The following is a 15,322-nucleotide window of genomic DNA, read 5'->3' as shown; positions in this document are numbered from 1 at the left end:
GTCAGGCGCTCGTCGCACCCTGCGCCGCGAGGTTGCAATACTGCCCCTTGAAATACAGCAAAGGCTGCGAGGACGTGGTTTGCTGCAGGTTCAACGCCTTCACTTCACCGATGACGATCAGGTGATCGCCCGCGGCGTGTTCAGCGTGAATCTCGCAATCGATCCAGTGCAGGCTACCGGTAATGATCGGATTGCCCAGCGGTGACGGTTGCCATTGCACCTTGTGCCACTTGTCCGTGCCGCGCCGCGCGAACTGGTTGGAAATCTCGATCTGCTCACCCGCCAGGATGTTGACCGCGAAGCGGCCGGCCTGGCGAATCCTGGGGTAGCTGGCCGAACTGGCCATCACGCTGAATGACACCAGTGGCGGGTTCATCGACACGCTGTAGAACGACTGGCAAGTGAAGCCGATCGGCTCGTCATCGGTGTGCGATGTAATGACCGTGATACCGGAGGCGTAGTGCCCGAGCGCTTCGCGAAAGCTCGATGGCTCGATAGGGAGTGACATAGTAGGTCCTGGGTGTGGGTGCCGCTCGAAGGTGTGGGAAGGCCCGCATCTGTCCGGGCCTTCGCCTGTTACCTCCGACCTGTGCTCAGCGCTGGTTTGCCAGTTCTCTGCGAACAATCTCCGCGCCCACGCTCAACGCATTGAGCTTGCCTCTTGCCACCTGGCGCGGCAGGGGCGCCATCCCGCAGTTGGTGCAAGGGTAGAGCTTGTCGGCGTCGACGAACTGCAGGGCCTTGCGCAGGGTATTGGCAACTTCCTCGGGGGTTTCAATGGCGTGGTTGGCGACATCGATGGCGCCAACCATCACTTTCTTGCCACGGATAAGCTCGATCAGGTCCATCGGCACGTGGGAGTTGTGGCACTCCAGCGAGACGATATCGATGCTGGATTTCTGCAGCTTGGGGAAGGCTTCTTCGTATTGGCGCCATTCCGAGCCGAGGGTCTTTTTCCAGTCGGTGTTGGCCTTGATGCCGTAGCCGTAGCAAATGTGCACGGCGGTTTCGCACTTGAGCCCTTCGATGGCGCGCTCCAGGGTGGCCACGCCCCAGTCATTGACCTCGTCGAAGAACACGTTGAAGGCGGGTTCGTCGAACTGGATGATGTCGACACCCGCCGCTTCGAGTTCGCGGGCTTCCTGGTTGAGGATCTTGGCGAATTCCCAGGCCAGTTTTTCGCGGCTTTTGTAGTGGGCGTCATACAGTGTGTCGATCATCGTCATGGGGCCTGGCAGCGCCCACTTGATGGGTTGCGAGGTGTGTTGACGCAAGAACCTGGCGTCATCGACGAACACAGGCTTGCGGCGCGCAACAGCGCCTACGACCGTCGGCACGCTGGCATCGTAGCGATCGCGGATTCTGACCGTCTCGCGCTTCTCGAAATCGACACCGTCGAGGTGTTCGATAAAGGTCGTGACGAAATGCTGCCGTGTCTGTTCGCCATCGCTGACGATATCGATGCCGGCGTGCTGTTGCTCTTGCAAGGACAAGCGCAGCGCGTCTTGCTTGCCCTCGACCAGTTCATCACCCTCCAACTTCCATGGCGACCAGAGCTTCTCGGGCTCGGCGAGCCAGGCGGGTTTGGGCAGGCTGCCGGCAGTGGAGGTGGGTAACAGCTTTTTCATACTGGAAAACCTTGTGTCTGGTTGAGTCAAAGCGCGCAACGGGCGGACCACTGCTCGAGGATCGCCTGGTAGGGCTTGATGAAATGCTCTTGCGCAAACTTCCCCTGTTCGACAGCCAGCCGGCTGCGCTCTTCGCGGTCGTAAACGATGCGCGTCAACGAGTAGTCCTGGTGGTGCAAGCTGGGCTGGTAGGTTTTGCCGGCGGCGGAGTTCGCGTTGTAGATTTCAGGCCGGTAGATTTTCTGGAAGGTGTCCATCGTGCTGATGGTGCTGATCAGTTCCAGGTTGGTGTAGTCGCCCAGCAAATCGCCGGCAAAATAGAACGCCAGCGGCGCGGCACTGTTGGGCGGCATGAAGTAGCGCACCTTCAAACCCATCTTCTTGAAGTACTCATCGGTCAGCGAGTATTCAGCCTGCAGGTATTCAACGCCCAGGACCGGGTGCTGGTTTTCCGTGCGGTGATAAACCTTGCTGCTCGAGACGCTCAGGCAGATGACGGGGGGCTTGCTGAAATGCTCCTTGTAGGCGCTCGAACTCACGAAGCACTTGAACAGTTTTCCGTGCAGGTCTCCGAAATCATCGGGTGTGCTGAAGGTTTGCCGATCCTTGTTGTGCCCCTGCAGCAGCACGCTGAAATCGTAATCGCGCACGTACGAGGAAAAATTATTGCCGACCATGCCGTCGATACGCTCGTTGGTTTGTCGATCGACCACCGTCGTTTTCAATATTTCAATCAAGGGCAGGGCAGGGGCAGTGCCCGAGAAGCCGATATCCATTTCCACTGAAATGATGTCGAGCTCGACCGTGTAGCGGTCGCCTTTGGGGTTATCCCAGTGCGCCAAGGCATTGAAGCGGTTGTCGATCATCCTCAAGGTATTGCGCAGATTCTCCTGGCGGCTCTTGCCCCTGGCCAGGTTGGCAAAGTTGGTGGTAGTGCGGGTCTTGTCCGAAGGCTGGTAGTGCTCATCGAAACAAATACGCTTGAGGGTGAATGCAAACTCGTTATTCATGGTGGTCGTGTACCCTGATGTCTGAAGCGAGGCAAGAAAGGCCAGGGTTGAGGTCATGGCGGTCGCACCAAGCCAGGCTGCCTTTCTCGCTCACGCAAATTCGATGAGGGGATTGTCAAAGATCAGCTCGTCATGAGACAAACTCATTTTTTTTGCATACAAGTGTAGTTTTGCTCATGATTGATCTGAGGCACCTGCGCACCATCCATGCCTTGCGCGAAACCGACAGCCTGTACGAAGCCGCCGAGCGGCTGCACCTGACCCAATCGGCGCTGTCGCACCAGTTCCGCGAGCTCGAAGACCGTATTGGCATGCCGCTGTTCGTGCGCAAGTCCAAGCCGGTACGTTTTACCAGCGCCGGTCTCAAGCTGCTGGAGCTGGCCGAGCAGGTGCTGCCGCAGATCCGCGCCACCGAGCGGGACCTGGGCAAGCTGGCGGGCGGTACGGCTGGGCGGCTGCATATCGCGATCGAGTGCCACAGCTGCTATCAATGGCTGATGCCGACGGTGGACGAATTTCGCGGTGCCTGGCCGGAGGTCGAACTGGACCTGGCGTCGGGGTTTTCATTCGCGCCACTGCCGGCGTTGGAGCGGGGCGATCTGGACCTGGTGGTGACGTCCGACCCGATGAAACTGCCGGGGATCAGCTACGTGCCACTGTTCGGCTATGAGGCACTGCTGGCCATCGACAATCACCACGCCTTGTGCGCAAGGCCGTACCTCGAGCCCGCCGATATTGCCAGCCAGACGCTGATCACCTACCCGATCGAGCGCAACAGGCTGGACATCTTCACCCGCTTCCTTGACCCGGCCGACATCGAGCCGGCGCAAGTACGCACCTCGGAGCTGACGATCATGATGATGCAACTGGTGGCCAGCGGCCGCGGTGTGTGCTGCCTGCCGAATTGGGCCGTGCATGAATACAGTTCGCGCGGTTACGTGACCACCAAGCGACTGGGGGAGAAGGGGCTGCAGGCAAAACTGTATGCGGCGGTCCGCAGCGACATGCTCGAAGTGCCTTATGTAAGCGACTTCCTGCTCACGGCAAAGGATATGTCCTTCGCGACGCTGGAAGGCGTCAATGCTGTTTCCGGGATCGCCGTTTGATAGCCAGCCCCAGCTATCGCAGCGCATTACCTGGCAATCGAGGCGCACGGATCAGCGGGTCATCATCGAGTCGGCAAGGATCGCGCGAAACACGCTGTATTTCCCCGAAAGCGCCGGTTACACATCCAGGCCACACACTTGCGCGCCCGCGGCCATAGTTCATGCCCAGGCTTCATCGGTGCGCGACAGCGCCGTTGGTCGACTGAGTCGCAGCGCAAGCTGGATTTGGCCAGAAAAATGTACGATGATTTTCGTAATGCCAGGGAGGGGTCATGCCAAAAGGCTTCAAGGCAGCCAAGAGCGCGGTGATTGCCGCGCTCGAATCCGGGAAGTACCTGCATGCAGCGCGGGGCGATATCGAGGTAAAGAACCTGTTGGCCCTTGGCGCGGTTAGTGCGGGCGATATCATCGAGGTCATCCGTGCTTGCAATGGCACTCACTACAGCTGCAGCCCACACCATGCCGTGCCAGCCATCGAAGTCCATGTGCTCAGGCGCTCCGACTGGTACATCAAGTTCTATTTCATCGAGCCCCAGACGTGGTTCATCAGTGTTCACCAATGAGTAACCCAAGCATGAATATCCTGTTCGAGGGCGACACCGGCCAGGCCCTGTGCGAGCGTTGCCAGGCATTGGTCGCCATGCATTACACCCGGCGCGACGTGCCTTTCAGTGACGGCCTGGGCGTGGCGCGGGACATCCTGGTGGGCGTGTGCGATGGCTGCGATACGGTGGTGGCCATCCCGCCGCAGTCCACTCCGGCAATCCGCGAGGCGCGCAAGCAGCAGCTCAAGTCCATCGAGGCGAGGCTTCCGGCGGTGTATCTCGATGTGCTCGACGCGGCGATGCAAGCGGTCAGCAGCGAGGCAGGGGCACACCTGCGCAAGCTGTTCCTCGCCCATTATTTCCATTGGCTGGTGCAGGCCCGCCAGGGCGCGGGTCTGCAGCCCGGCCACGAGGCCTTCGTCCAGGCACTCGACGCGCAGCGGCGTCAGAGGGGGTTGCCGGCGTCCGGAGCCACGCGGCGGTTGTCGATGAAGGTCAACGCGCACATGGCCGAGGATTTCCTGACGCTGCTGGGGCAAACCCGGATGAGCCAAACCGAGCTACTCAAGGCGGTGATCGCAAGGATCCAGATGGATGTGCTCGAGGCGCGTGATCCGCAGGTGATCGAGGCGCTGCAGCGGCTGACGCGAGTGGCGGGGTAGGTTGGGGCGGGCGCACCGTGCGGACATTGCTCCTCACATGTGATGCTTGCGCAGCTCGTGATCCAGGCGTAACGTGCATCACATGTGAGACAAGGATACCCCCTTCGATGGCAGGCAAGAAAAGCTCCACCGACTACATGCGTGACATGCGCGCCCGGCTCAAGGCCGCGGGCCTGGTCAAGCGTGAGCTGTGGATCCTGCCCGAGCACGCCGCCGCCCTGCGCGGTATAGAGAAGGCTTTACGTCAGCCCCACGCGGGCAAACAGGTCAGAACGGAGGATTTCATGACCGAGCACACCCACTGGACGATCGAAACGCTGCACGGCGCCCTGCAAGGCCTGGACGAGGTGCGCGACGGGTCGATCGGCCTGTCCCTGCAACAGGGCGCCGAGCCCAGCCTCAAGCTGGTGATGAACGAACTGGACGGCCTGCCGCTGTACATCGCCGTGGCCGGTGAGCAGATCCTGGTCGATACGCTGCTGGTGGAAGCCAACCAGGTGAAAGACCGCGCTGCATTCAACGATGCGGTGCTGCGCACCCGCGACGTGTTCCCGCTGTCGTCCATCGGCCTGCACACACTGCCGTCGGGCGAGTCGGTGTACACCATGTTCGGCGCCCTGAGCGCGGCTTCGTCGCTGGACAACATCGTCCAGGAGATCCACACCCTGGCCGACAACGTCATCACCGCCGCCGAAGATTTCGAAGACTACTTCACCCACTGATTCCGGAGATTGCACCATGAGTTTGTTGAGAAAGATCGTCACCGCCCTGCGTGGCGGCGCTTCGGAAGTCGGTGAGGCGATCGTCGACTCCCAGGCCCTGCGCATCCTCGACCAGGAGATCCGCGACGCGGACAACAACCTGATCGATGCGCGCAACCAGTTGGTCAAGATCATGGCCAAGCACAAGACCGCGCAGCAGCGCATCACCGAGTTCGACAAGACCATCGGCGATTGGGAGCAGAAGGCCATTGCCGCGCTGGACAAGGGCGAGGAAGGCCTGGCTCACGAATGCGCGGCGCGCATCGCCGACCTGACCAACCAGCGTGACAGCGAGCAGGCGCTGGCCGACCAGTTCGGTGCGTCGGTGACGACCCTGACCGCCACCGTGAGCAAGACCGAGGCGCAGATCAAGGGCCTCAAGCAGCAGGTGGACCTGGTCAAGGCCCGCGAGAGCGTGCAGCGTGCCCAGGTCAGTGCGGCCTCGGCCACCGGCGGTGCCAATGGCAGCCTGGAAACGGCGGTCGGCTCGCTGGATCGCATCAAGAAGCGTCAGACCGAGCGTGCCGCCGAGCTGGAAGCGGCGGCGGAACTGGCAGGCAAGGCTGACGGCAGCGATCTGGAAGCACGCCTGAAGTCGGCCGGGATCGGCGCCAGTAACAGTGGTGCCGACGATGTGCTGGCACGCTTGAAGGCCAAGGCGGCCAAGCCGGCGGAGTGATTCGTTGACCGGGCCGGCCTATCGTGGGCCCGTGGGAGCGGGCTTGCCCCGCGATGGAGCCGGCCCGGCTGGCGCAAAACCCTGCTGCAGACCCGTTGGCGGGGCGCACGAAAAGCAGTATCGTGTCGCCCCCGCCAAAGGACTGCCGCGACCCAAGGGATTTTCAATGTCGCCTTCTCCCGACAGGCCCAGCCTGTTCGCTACAGCTCCGCGATTGGCTCCTGTTCCGTCCCCCTTTCACCCAGGAGATGCCCCGTGGGTTGGTTGAAACGCTTCATGGGCTTCGAAGCCCCCAAACCTGCCGCCGGCAGCCAGGCCCAAGGCAACCTGCCATTTGGCCTGGGTAGCGGGCGCATGCTCAAGCTCGATCGCTCGCTCAAACTGCTGCTCGACGGGCATTCCGAGCTGGAGGTCCCCGAGCAGGAAGTGGTCTGGGCGGTCGGTGAAGTCGACCTCGGCCAGTCGGTGCGCCTGGCGCGCTTCTATATGGAAGACGAGGACTACTGGCTGCAGGTGGTGATGAACGGCGCGTCCGCTGACGATGTCCGTGACATCATCCTGTTCGGTTATTACAGCGTGGTGCCGGTCACCAGCGACGCCGAACTCAAACGCCTGGTCGGCCCCGAGTCGAACATCGGCCTGCCGTACTACGAGCACGAAGGCTACGAGTTCGTTCGCCAGTGGGGCAGCGAAGAGGGACAGACCGAGCTCACGCCGATCAGCGAGTGGGTCACCAGCCCCGAAACCAGCTACCGCATCCAGCACCTGTCGATGCTGTATGCCCGCGAAACCGGTCTGACCGACCGCCGCGAATTCCTCCTGCTGTCGGTGGAGGAAGACGAGGACGGCAATGTCAGCCTGACCACTTCGGTGGGTGTCACCCTGCAATCAACGGACTTCAACGTCATCTGACAAGGATTCACCATGCTCGACGCACTTCGCATGTCGCTCAACGCCCAGGCAGTGATCGGCTTCATTCTCTACATCAGCGTGGCGCTGGTGCTGTTCTGGCTGTTCCAGTTCATCTATACGCACCTTACCCCGCACCGCGAATTCGCCCTGATCCGCGACAACAACAGCGCTGCGGCCATCGCCCTGGGCGGTGCGCTGATCGGTTTCTCGCTGCCGGCCAGCAACATCATCGCCTACAGCGTCAGCCTGCTCGACTTCGTGGTATGGGTGGTGATCGCCGCCGTGGTGCAACTGCTCGCCTTCGGGATCACCAGCCTGGTGCTCAAGGGCTTGGCCAGCCGCATCGCCAAGGGCGAGATGGCCGCCGCGATCTACGCCGCCGCCGTGGCGATCAGCGTGGGCTTCCTCAATTCGGCCTGCATGACCCCGTCGGTCTGAGCCGTTTGCGCGCAAGGAGCCATACATGAGACGCAGTTCCGTCAAGCTGGTGCTGGCCAGTTCCCTGCCGCTGGCGCTCACCGCGTGCAGCGCGCCCGAGGAGACCTACACGGTCAGCAAGCGCAGCAACTACACCACCGTCCAGGCCTGTGTCGATGACAAGATGCCGGTGGACGTGTGTTCCGACGCCTACATGCAGGCGTTGGCCGACCACCGCCGCATCGCCCCGACCTACGGCGACAAGGCCGCCTGCGAGGCCGACTTCGTGCCGGACTACTGCCAGGTCACCAGCGATAACCGCTACATGCCGCGCCTCGGCGGTTTCGAGCTGGCGGTGTCGGGTGAGGTGAGCCAGTCGCAGGTCGACGCGGCCCGCGCCCAGGTCGAGAACAGCGGCCAGGCCAGCAGCGGTGGCAGCAACTTCAACGGCCTGCTTACCGGCCTGCTGCTCGGCCAGGTGCTCAGTGGCGGCAATCGCCAGTACTACTCGCAGCCGGTCTACCAGTACCGTGATAGCAACGGTGGATACCGCAACACCACGCTCGGCCAGCAGATCGACCAGGGCAAGCGCTTCGAGCGCTCCGACCAGGCCCAGCAGAGCGGTGGCAGCTATTCCAGCTACTATTCCGGCAGCTCCAGTGGCCGCAGCTACAAGTCCAGCACCTCGACCCGCTCCAGCGTGTCCTCGTCGATCTCCCGTGGCGGCTTCGGCAGCCAGGCCACTGCGCGCAGCGGCTGGGGCGGCAAGAGCAGCGGCGGCTTCAGTTTCGGTGGTTGAGCATGCGCAAGGTCCACTGCGACGAACGCCCGGACTGGCGCGCCACCGCCGAGCGTGAGGGCTTCGCCTTCCACACCATCGACGGTGAGCGCTACTGGGATGAGCGCGGTTACTACCAGTTCAGTGAGGCCCAGGTCAGCCGTGACCTGGAGGCGCCCACCCAGGAGCTGCACGCGATGTGCCTGGACGCGGTGGCGCGCATCGTCGACAGCGAAGCGCTGATGACCCGCCTGGCGATCCCGCCGGCGTTCTTCGACCTGGTGCGTCGTTCGTGGAAGGAGGGGCATCCACACCTCTACGGGCGTTTCGACTTCAGTTACGACGGCACGGGCCCGGCCAAGCTGATCGAGGCCAACTACGACACGCCGACCTCGCTGTACGAAGCCGCGGCGTTCCAGCTGATCTGGCTTGAGCAGCAGATCGAGCGCGGCGTGCTGCCGACCCATGCCAGCCAGTTCAACACCCTGGCTGAAGACCTGGTGCGGGCTTTTGCCGCCTTCGAGCGTGAAAGCCCGTTCTACTTCTCGGCCATCGGCGGCTCGATCGAGGACCGCGGCACCACTGATTTCCTGCGCAAGATGGCCGGGCACGTGGGTATCAGTACCCGGCATATCGACCTGGAGGATATCGGTCTGAACGACGAGGGGCGCTTCGTCGACCTCGAAGGCCGACCGATCCCGCGCCTGTTCAAGCTGCACGCCTGGGAGCATATCTTCCACGAGGACTTCGGCCAGGCCATCGCCGATTGCGATACCCAGTTCGTCGAGCCAGCGTGGAAGTCGCTGATCTCCAACAAGGGCATCCTGCCGTTGTTGTGGGAATGGCATGAGGGCCACCCGAACCTGTTGCCGGCCTTCCTCGACGAAGACCCCCGGCGGCCGGTGCCCAAGGGCTGGGTGCGCAAGCCGTACTTCTCCCGCGAGGGGGCCAACGTGGATATCCGCACCACCGATGACCAGCGGGTGTTCGAGGACGGGCCCTACGACGATGCACCCTATATCCTGCAAGGCTTTGCGCCTTTGCCGAAGTTCGGTGACAGCTACACCCTGATCGGCTCGTGGGTGGTCGGTGATCTGGCCTCGGGGATCGGCATTCGTGAAGACGACACCCTGATCACCAAGGACAGCTCGCGGTTCCTGCCGCATGTGGTCGTGGACTGAGTGTCAGGGCTGTCTATGCGGGGGCCGCTCCGCGCCCCATCGCCGGCAAGCCGGCTCCCACACTGAGCGCGTCAGCTATCCCTGTGGGAGCCGGCTTGCCGGCGATGGGGCGCGGAGCGGCCCCTTCAATGGTCGGTTTCAGGACGCGCCGGGTCGCCCGCGCACAACCTCTTCGCGCAATAGCTGCCATGCTCTGAGGATGCCCGTGGACCGCGCGCAGCAAGACGCATGGCCACAGGCAAGGAGGGTGCCTGGCCTGCCGCCACCGTGACGCGGCCGGCGCACCACAGCTGAACACCGCCGGACACTGGCCCGCGATCAGGGTCGGGCCGGGTTGCCGAGGTCTGCTGTATGCCTGATGAGTTGAACCACCTGCCGTTGATCCAGCGTGTCCTGGCCCGTGAAAAGGACACCCCCGGCGCCTTGTTGCCGATTCTCCAGGCCATCCAGACCGGCGCCGGCTACATCCCTGACATCGCCGTCACCGAGATCGCCCATGCCCTCAACCTCAGCCAGGCCGAGGTGCGCGGGGTGCTCAGCTTCTACCACGATTTCCGTACCACGCCGCCGGCCCGCCATACCCTGCGCCTGTGCCGCGCCGAGTCCTGCCAGAGCCGTGGCGCCGAGGCGCTGGCCGCGCAATTGCGCGAGCAGCTCGGGCTGGATGACCACGGCCGCAGCGAAGACGGTGCGCTCGACCTGCGCCCGGTGTACTGCCTGGGTGCCTGTGCCTGCTCGCCGGCGTTGGAGCTCGATGGCCAGCTCCACGCCCGCGTTACCCCGGAGCGCCTGCGGGCGCTGGTGGCGAGCTGCCGAGAGGAGGTGAAGGCATGTTGAACCTGTGCATCTCCTGTGATTCGCTGGCCCGTGCAGTCGGTGCCGACCAAGTGGCCGATGCGGTGGCCCGCGAGGCGGCGCAGCGCAACCTGCCGATACGCATCAAGCGCACCAGCTCCCGTGGCCTGTATTGGCTGGAGCCACTGGTGGAACTGGACACCGCGCAAGGCCGGCTGGGCTTCGGGCCGGTAGCGCCCGAGGATGTCCCCGGTTTGCTCGATGCCCTGGCGGGCGACCACGCCGGCCATGCGCTGGCGCTGGGGCCGGTCGAGGAGATTCCCTACCTGAAAACCCAGCAGCGCCTGTTGTTCGCCCGCGCCGGCATCACCCGGCCGCTGTCGCTGGATGACTATCACGCCAACGGTGGCTTCGAGGGGCTGCGCCAGGCCACCCTGCTGGACGGCGACGAAGTGGTCGCGGCAGTGCTCGATTCGGGCCTGCGTGGCCGAGGTGGCGCGGCCTTCCCGGCGGGCATCAAGTGGCGCACCGTGCGCCAGGCGCCGGCCGGGCAGAAGTATGTGGTGTGCAACGCCGACGAGGGTGACTCCGGTACCTTCGCCGACCGCATGCTGATGGAGGGCGACCCGTTCCTGCTGATCGAGGGCATGATCATCGCCGGCCTCGCCGTGGGGGCGAGCAAGGGCTACATCTATGTGCGCTCGGAGTACCCCGATGCCGTGCGCGCGCTCAACGAGGCGATCCTGCTGGCCCGCGAGGCCGGTTACCTGGATGTCGCCGGCAGCGGCGTGGCCTTCGACCTGGAGGTGCGGGTCGGCGCGGGAGCCTATATCTGTGGCGAGGAAACCGCGCTGCTCGAATCCCTGGAGGGCAAGCGCGGCATCGTCCGCGCAAAACCCCCGTTGCCGGCGCTGGAGGGCCTGTTCGGTCAACCGACGCTGGTGCACAACGTGCTCACCCTGGCCTCGGTACCGATCATCCTGGCCAAGGGCGTGGCCTATTACCGCGATTTCGGCATGGGCCGCTCGCTCGGCACCCTGCCGTTCCAGCTGGCCGGCAATATCCGCCATGGCGGGCTGGTGGAGCGCGCTTTCGGCCTGACCCTGCGCGAGCTGGTGGATGGCTACGGTGGCGGCACCGCCAGTGGCCGGCCGATCAAGGCAGCGCAGGTCGGCGGCCCGCTGGGTGCCTGGGTGCCGCCTGAACAGTTCGACACGCCGCTGGACTACGAGGCCTTCGCTGCCATTGGCGCGATGCTCGGCCATGGCGGCGTGGTACTGGCCGACGACACCCTGAACATGGCCGGCATGGCCCGCTTCGCCCTGCAGTTCTGCGCCGAAGAATCCTGCGGCAAGTGCACGCCGTGCCGGATCGGTTCGACCCGCGGCGTGGAAGTGGTCGACCGGCTGATCGCCAGCACCGACCCGGCCTACCGCGAAAGCCAGGCGGGGTTGCTGCGCGACCTGTGCGACACGATGCAGTACGGCTCGCTGTGCGCCATGGGCGGGATGACCCCGTACCCGGTGGCCAGCGCCCTCAAGCATTTCCCCGCCGATTTCGGTCTGGAGGCCGCGCAATGATCAATTACTTCGACCCCAGCAGCGACCTCGACCTGGGTACCCCGCAACGCCTCAGCGAGGTGCAGGTCAGCCTGGTCATCGACGGCCGTTCGATCAGCGTGCCCGCCGGCACCTCGGTGATGCGCGCCGCGGCCATGCTTGGCACCAGCATCCCCAAACTGTGCGCCACCGACAGCCTCGAGGCCTTCGGCTCGTGCCGCATGTGCATGGTCGAGATCGACGGCATGCGCGGTTACCCGGCGTCCTGCACCACCCCGGTGGGCGAGGGCATGGTGGTGCGCACGCAGACGCCACGCCTGGCCGACCTGCGCCGCAACGTGATGGAACTGTATATCTCCGACCACCCGCTGGACTGCCTGACCTGTTCGGCCAACGGTAACTGCGAGCTGCAGACCGTCGCCGGCCAGGTCGGCCTGCGCGAGGTGCGCTATGGCTACGACGGCGCCAATCACCTGGGCGAAGGCAAGGACGTGTCCAACCCGTACTTTGACTACGAGCCGAGCAAGTGCATCGTCTGCAGCCGCTGCGTGCGCGCTTGCGAGGACATCCAGGGCACCTTCGCCCTGACCATCACCGGGCGTGGTTTCGAGTCGCGGGTGGCGGCGGCCGGCGGTGACGATTTCCTCAGCTCCGAATGCGTTTCCTGCGGCGCCTGCGTGCAGGCCTGCCCGACGGCGACCCTGAGCGAGAAAAGCCTGATCCAGCTCGGCCAGCCCGAGCGCGCGGTGATCACCACCTGTGCCTATTGCGGCGTGGGCTGCTCGTTTCGCGCCGAGATGAAGGGCGACCAGCTGGTGCGCATGGTCCCGGACAAGAACGGCGGCGCCAACCACGGCCATGCCTGTGTCAAGGGACGCTTCGCCTGGGGCTATGCCACGCACCCGGACCGCATCACCAGGCCGATGATCCGCAAACGCCTGGAGGATCCGTGGCAAGAGGTCAGCTGGGATGAGGCAGTCACTTATGCCGCCAGCGAGTTGCGACGCATCCAGCTCAAGTACGGGCGTGATTCCATCGGTGGGATCACCTCCAGCCGCTGCACCAACGAAGAGGCGTACCTGGTGCAGAAAATGGTGCGCACGGCCTTCGGCAACAATAACGTCGACACGTGCGCGCGGGTTTGCCATTCACCTACCGGCTATGGCCTCAAGCAGACCCTGGGCGAGTCCGCCGGTACCCAGAGCTTCGACTCGGTGATGCAGGCCGACGTGGTGCTGGTGATCGGCGCCAACCCCACCGACGCCCACCCGGTGTTCGGCTCGCAGCTCAAGCGCCGCCTGCGCCAGGGCGCGCGGCTGATCGTCATCGACCCACGGCGCATCGATCTGGTCGATTCACCCCATGCCCGCGCCGAACTGCACCTGCAACTGCGTCCGGGTACCAACGTGGCCATGCTCAACGCCCTGGCTCATGTGATCGTCAGCGAGGGCCTGCTCGACCAGCGCTTCATCGATGCCCGCTGCGAAACCGAGGATTTTGCGCGCTGGCGCGATTTTGTCGCCCAGCCCGACAATGCCCCTGAAGTGCTCGGCCCGGTGTGCGGCGTGCCCGCCGAGCAGATCCGCGCCGCCGCCCGGCTGTACGCTACTGGCGGCAATGCTGCGATCTACTATGGCCTGGGCGTGACCGAGCACAGCCAGGGCAGCACTGCGGTGATGGGCATCGCCAACCTGGCCATGGCCACCGGCAACATCGGCCGCGAAGGGGTGGGGGTGAACCCGCTGCGCGGGCAGAACAACGTGCAGGGCTCGTGCGACATGGGTTCGTTCCCCCACGAGTTGCCCGGCTACCGGCACATCTCCAACGAAAGCGTGCGCGCCGAGTTCGAGCAGGCCTGGGGCGTGACCCTGCAGCCCGACCCGGGCCTGCGCATACCCAACATGTTCGAGGCCGCGCTGGATGGCAGCTTCAAGGCGCTGTACTGCCAGGGCGAGGATATCGCCCAGAGCGACCCCAATACCCAGCACGTCACCGCCGCGCTGTTGGCGATGGAGTGCGTGGTGGTACAGGACATTTTCCTCAACGAGACGGCCAAGTTCGCCCATGTGTTCCTGCCCGGCAGCTCGTTCCTCGAGAAGGACGGCACCTTCACCAATGCCGAGCGGCGTATCTCGCGGGTGCGCAAGGTCATGGAACCGCTGGCCGGCAAGGCCGACTGGGAGGCGACCCTGGCCTTGGCCGATGCCCTGGGCTATCACATGGACTACCAGCATCCATCGCAGATCATGGACGAGATCGCCCGCCTGACCCCGACGTTCCGCCGGGTCAGCTATGCCGAACTCGACCGCCACGGCAGCCTGCAGTGGCCATGTAACGACGCCGCTCCCGACGGCACTCCGACCATGCACATCGAGCAGTTCGTGCGCGGCAAGGGGCGCTTCATGCTCACCGGTTATGTGCCCACCGACGAGAAGGTCAACAGCCGCTACCCGCTGCTGCTGACCACCGGGCGCATCCTCAGCCAGTACAACGTCGGCGCGCAGACCCGGCGCACCGGCAATGTCGCCTGGCACGACGAGGACCGCCTGGAGATCCACCCCAGCGACGCCGAGAGCCGCGGCATCGCCGACGGCGATTGGGTGGGCGTGGGGAGCCGCTCCGGGCAGAGCGTGCTGCGCGCCAGGGTCAGCAGCCGGGTGGCGCCGGGGGTGGTGTACACAACGTTCCACTTCCCCGAGTCCGGGGCCAACGTGATCACCACCGACAACTCCGACTGGGCCACCAACTGCCCGGAATACAAGGTCACCGCAGTGGAGGTGGTGAAGGTGTTCCAGCCGTCGGAATGGCAGAAGCGCTATCAGAGTTTCAGTGACGAGCAGCGGCGCTTGCTCAAGGAGCGGCGTCAGTCGGAAAAGGCGAAGGTGCGCCCATGAGCAGCGACAACCTGGTCAAGATGGCCAACCAGATCGCTCATTACTTCGACAGTGAGCCGGATCATGCCAAGGCGGTGCAGGGGGTGAGGCAGCATCTGCAGAGCTTCTGGACGCCGGCCATGCGCCGGCAGTTACTGGAGTGGAACGAGACCCACGCGGGGGAGGGGCTCGACCCCAAGGTACGGGAGGCACTGGCGTAGCACGCCTGCTCCCGCAGGATGGCGCATGGCTTGAGGCTGATGCGGTCGTTGTGGGAGCCGGCTTGCCGGCGATGCGCAGCGTCAGCGGTGCCCTGTGACCGCCGGCGGGCTCCCGCCCTGATCCGATCGCCAGCAATAGAATGTTGGCGCAGCGCATGGCCTGGATGAAATGTCCGTCATGTTCGCAGGGTTAAC

General features: G+C 64.2%; 16 protein-coding genes. 13 read left to right on the top strand and 3 right to left on the bottom strand.

Annotated features, from left to right (window positions below; all coding sequences use genetic code 11):
- Position 1 precedes the first annotated feature (1 nt).
- The 3 genes from LOY42_RS17360 to LOY42_RS17350 form a co-directional block, all read right to left on the bottom strand.
- A complete protein-coding gene (locus LOY42_RS17360) occupies positions 2-508 on the bottom strand; it encodes a flavin reductase family protein (RefSeq protein WP_111533003.1) in 507 nt (168 codons plus the stop codon).
- 85 nt (positions 509-593) lie between these two features.
- On the bottom strand, positions 594-1,628 hold the full coding sequence (locus tag LOY42_RS17355; RefSeq protein WP_139672206.1) for a methionine synthase: 1,035 nt from the start codon (positions 1,626-1,628) through the stop codon (positions 594-596).
- A gap of 26 nt (positions 1,629-1,654) precedes the next feature.
- Positions 1,655-2,638 carry a DUF1852 domain-containing protein gene (locus LOY42_RS17350; RefSeq protein ID WP_139673174.1) on the bottom strand — a complete coding sequence of 328 codons (984 nt, stop codon included), beginning with the start codon at positions 2,636-2,638 and terminating at the stop codon, positions 1,655-1,657.
- A gap of 176 nt (positions 2,639-2,814) precedes the next feature.
- Here LOY42_RS17350 and LOY42_RS17345 point away from each other — a divergent pair, with 176 nt between their 5' ends.
- The 13 genes from LOY42_RS17345 to LOY42_RS17285 all read left to right on the top strand — a co-directional run bounded on the left by LOY42_RS17345 (position 2,815) and on the right by LOY42_RS17285 (position 15,127).
- The gene (locus LOY42_RS17345; protein ID WP_102684513.1) at positions 2,815-3,744 is read left to right on the top strand and encodes a LysR family transcriptional regulator; all 930 of its coding nucleotides are present in this window, start codon (positions 2,815-2,817) and stop codon (positions 3,742-3,744) included.
- Positions 3,745-4,016: 272 nt separating this feature from the next.
- Positions 4,017-4,307 carry a hypothetical protein gene (locus tag LOY42_RS17340; RefSeq protein ID WP_139672202.1) on the top strand — a complete coding sequence of 97 codons (291 nt, stop codon included), beginning with the start codon at positions 4,017-4,019 and terminating at the stop codon, positions 4,305-4,307.
- A gap of 11 nt (positions 4,308-4,318) precedes the next feature.
- Positions 4,319-4,951 (top strand): hypothetical protein, encoded by a 633-nt coding sequence (locus tag LOY42_RS17335; RefSeq protein WP_139672199.1) that lies wholly within the window; start codon positions 4,319-4,321, stop codon positions 4,949-4,951.
- A 107-nt stretch (positions 4,952-5,058) separates the two neighbouring features.
- Positions 5,059-5,673 carry a YjfI family protein gene (locus tag LOY42_RS17330; protein WP_139672196.1) on the top strand — a complete coding sequence of 205 codons (615 nt, stop codon included), beginning with the start codon at positions 5,059-5,061 and terminating at the stop codon, positions 5,671-5,673.
- Between the two features lie 16 nt (positions 5,674-5,689).
- Complete coding sequence (locus LOY42_RS17325) at positions 5,690-6,391, top strand: PspA/IM30 family protein (RefSeq protein ID WP_046856319.1); 702 nt, start codon at positions 5,690-5,692, stop codon at positions 6,389-6,391.
- A gap of 255 nt (positions 6,392-6,646) precedes the next feature.
- Positions 6,647-7,303, top strand: a complete 657-nt coding sequence (locus LOY42_RS17320; protein WP_046856318.1) for a DUF2491 family protein — start codon at positions 6,647-6,649, stop codon at positions 7,301-7,303.
- A gap of 12 nt (positions 7,304-7,315) precedes the next feature.
- Complete coding sequence (locus tag LOY42_RS17315) at positions 7,316-7,741, top strand: DUF350 domain-containing protein (protein ID WP_023631082.1); 426 nt, start codon at positions 7,316-7,318, stop codon at positions 7,739-7,741.
- Positions 7,742-7,766: 25 nt separating this feature from the next.
- A complete protein-coding gene (locus LOY42_RS17310; protein WP_139672193.1) occupies positions 7,767-8,519 on the top strand; it encodes a DUF1190 domain-containing protein in 753 nt (250 codons plus the stop codon).
- A gap of 2 nt (positions 8,520-8,521) precedes the next feature.
- On the top strand, positions 8,522-9,679 hold the full coding sequence (locus LOY42_RS17305; protein WP_139672190.1) for a glutathionylspermidine synthase family protein: 1,158 nt from the start codon (positions 8,522-8,524) through the stop codon (positions 9,677-9,679).
- Positions 9,680-10,030: 351 nt separating this feature from the next.
- Positions 10,031-10,516, top strand: a complete 486-nt coding sequence (locus tag LOY42_RS17300; RefSeq protein WP_139672187.1) for a formate dehydrogenase subunit gamma — start codon at positions 10,031-10,033, stop codon at positions 10,514-10,516.
- Positions 10,510-12,054 (top strand): NADH-quinone oxidoreductase subunit NuoF, encoded by a 1,545-nt coding sequence (locus LOY42_RS17295; RefSeq protein ID WP_139672184.1) that lies wholly within the window; start codon positions 10,510-10,512, stop codon positions 12,052-12,054. Before LOY42_RS17300 ends, LOY42_RS17295 begins: the two co-directional genes overlap by 7 nt.
- Positions 12,051-14,927 (top strand): formate dehydrogenase subunit alpha, encoded by a 2,877-nt coding sequence (gene fdhF, locus LOY42_RS17290; protein ID WP_139672181.1) that lies wholly within the window; start codon positions 12,051-12,053, stop codon positions 14,925-14,927. Before LOY42_RS17295 ends, fdhF begins: the two co-directional genes overlap by 4 nt.
- Positions 14,924-15,127 carry a formate dehydrogenase subunit delta gene (locus LOY42_RS17285; RefSeq protein ID WP_139672178.1) on the top strand — a complete coding sequence of 68 codons (204 nt, stop codon included), beginning with the start codon at positions 14,924-14,926 and terminating at the stop codon, positions 15,125-15,127. Before fdhF ends, LOY42_RS17285 begins: the two co-directional genes overlap by 4 nt.
- The last annotated feature ends 195 nt before the right edge of the window (positions 15,128-15,322 follow it).

Source organism: Pseudomonas sp. B21-023 (genome assembly GCF_024749165.1).
Lineage (GTDB): Bacteria > Pseudomonadota > Gammaproteobacteria > Pseudomonadales > Pseudomonadaceae > Aquipseudomonas.
Note: the sequence above shows the minus strand (reverse complement) of the source record. Positions and strands in the feature narration are given on the sequence as shown.